Origin of the sequence: Roseateles flavus (genome assembly GCF_039872765.1) — a bacterium.
Lineage (GTDB): Bacteria > Pseudomonadota > Gammaproteobacteria > Burkholderiales > Burkholderiaceae_C > Roseateles_B > Roseateles_B flavus.
In genome coordinates this window covers 1-2,158 of the sequence record NZ_JBDPZC010000043.1, presented here as the reverse complement: position 1 = coordinate 2,158, position 2,158 = coordinate 1, and the positions used below count along the sequence as shown (strand labels likewise).

At 66.8% G+C, this 2,158-nt stretch carries 3 protein-coding genes; all 3 read left to right on the top strand.

Going from position 1 to position 2,158, the window contains the following annotated elements; genetic code table 11:
* On the top strand, positions 1-578 hold a 578-nt coding region (locus ABDJ40_RS24645; RefSeq protein WP_347613756.1), incomplete at its 5' end, for a branched-chain amino acid ABC transporter permease.
* A 149-nt stretch (positions 579-727) separates the two neighbouring features.
* Entirely contained in the window at positions 728-1,819 is a 1,092-nt protein-coding gene (locus ABDJ40_RS24640) for an ABC transporter permease subunit (RefSeq protein WP_347613754.1), read from the top strand.
* Between the two features lie 25 nt (positions 1,820-1,844).
* A partial coding sequence (locus tag ABDJ40_RS24635; RefSeq protein WP_347613752.1) for an ATP-binding cassette domain-containing protein occupies positions 1,845-2,158 on the top strand: 314 nt, incomplete at its 3' end.

The window sequence follows — 2,158 nt, the reverse complement described above, 5'->3', positions numbered from 1 at the left end:
TGGCGATGATTGTGTGGAAGCCGAACCCGAAGCCCTTCCCGCTGCTGCTGCCCACCGAGCCCTTCAACCTGGGCGGCCCGGTGATCACGGTGACGCAGGTGCTGATCCTGGTGCTGACGGTGGTGATCCTGGCGGCGCTGATGTACCTGGTGAACCACACCAAGCTGGGCCGCGCGATGCGCGCCACGGCCGAGAACCCGCGCGTGGCGGGCCTGATGGGCGTGAAGCCGGACTTCGTGATCTCGGCGACCTTCGTGATCGGTGCGGCGCTGGCCGCGGTGGCGGGCCTGATGTGGGCGGCCAACTACGGCACGGTGCAGCACTCCATGGGCTTCATGCCGGGCCTGAAGGCCTTCACGGCGGCGGTGCTGGGTGGCATCGGCAACCTGGCCGGCGCCATGCTGGGCGGGATCGTGCTGGGGCTGATCGAGGCCATCGGCGCGGGCTATCTGGGTGACCTGACCGGCGGCGTGCTGGGCAGCCACTACGCGGACATCTTCGCCTTCGTGGCGCTGATCCTGGTGCTGACGCTGCGTCCTTCGGGGCTGCTCGGCGAACGCGTCGCAGACCGTGCCTGACATGAATCACCCCCTACGCGCTTCGCGCGCCCCCTCGAGGGGGCAAGTCCGTAAGGCCGGCGGAGCCGGACCTTCGGACTTCGTGCCTGAGGGCCAGTTTCGCGGCCCGGTGCAGTGCGGCCTGGAGTGAGGGGAAAGAAGGAATGACTATGAGCAATAAGACATCTTCCAAACTGGTGGTGTTCGTGCTGGCAGCGTTGGGGCTGCTGGTGGTGCCGCTGATCGCGCAGCAGTTCGGCAACGGGCCGGTGCGGATCATCGACCTGGCGCTGCTGTACGTGATGCTGGCGCTGGGCCTGAACATCGTGGTGGGCTATGCAGGCCTGCTGGACCTGGGCTATGTGGCCTTCTACGCGGTGGGTTCCTACATGTTCGCGCTGCTGGCCAGCCCGCACCTGCTGGAGAACTTCGAGAACATCGCGGCGATGCTGCCCAACGGCATGCACTCGCCGCTGTGGGTGATCATTCCGCTGGGGGCAGGTCTTGCCGCGCTGGCGGGGGTGCTGCTGGGCTCGCCGACGCTGAAGCTGCGGGGGGACTACCTGGCGATCGTGACGCTGGGCTTCGGGGAGATCATCCGTGTGTTCCTGAACAACATGGAGTACCCGCTGAACATCACGAACGGCCCCCGCGGGATCGGGCAGATCGACGGGATCCACTTCTTTGGCATCGACCTGGGCAAGAGCCTGCAGGTGTTCGGGTACACGCTGCCGTCGGTGACGCTGTACTACTACTTCTTCCTGGCGCTGGTGGTGGTGACGGTGCTCCTGTGCTTCCGCCTGGAGAACTCGCGCATCGGGCGAGCCTGGATGGCGATCCGCGAGGACGAGATCGCGGCCAAGGCGATGGGGCTGAACACGCGCAACCTGAAGCTGCTGGCCTTCGGGATGGGGGCGACGTTCGGTGGCGTGGCGGGCAGCATGTTTGCGGCCTTCCAGGGCTTCGTGAGCCCGGAGTCGTTCAGCCTGCAGGAGTCCGTGATGATCGTGGCGATGGTGGTGCTGGGCGGGATCGGGCACATCCCCGGGGTGATCCTGGGTGCGCTGCTGCTGTCGGCGCTGCCGGAGGTGCTGCGCTATGTGGCCGGGCCGCTGCAGGAGATGACGGGGGGGCGGCTGGATGCGGCCATCCTGCGCCAGCTGCTGGTGGCGCTGGCGATGATCAGCATCATGCTGCTGCGCCCGCGCGGTCTGTGGCCGAGCCCGGAGCACGGCAAGGCAGCGCCGCAGGCGGTGAAGTGAGCCAGGACAGCAGGAGCAAAGAACAATGAGCGAAGTCGTACTCAAGGTCGCCGGCGTGTCCAAGCGCTTCGGCGGTCTGCAGGCCCTCTCGGAAGTGGGCATCCAGATCAACAAGGGCCAGGTCTATGGCCTGATCGGTCCCAACGGGGCGGGCAAGACCACCTTCTTCAACGTGATCACGGGCTTGTACACGCCGGATGCGGGGACGTTCGAGCTGGGGGGCGCGCCCTACCAGCCCACGGCCGTGCACCTGGTGGCCAAGACGGGGATCGCCCGCACGTTCCAGAACATCCGCCTCTTCTCGGAGATGACGGCGCTGGAGAACGTGATGGTGGGGCG

What these genes read in the sequence shown, in the direction of transcription:
- ABDJ40_RS24640 (WP_347613754.1), top strand. Translation starts at nt 728, where the DNA reads ATGAGCAATAAGACATCTTCCAAACTGGTGGTGTTCGTGCTGGCAGCG.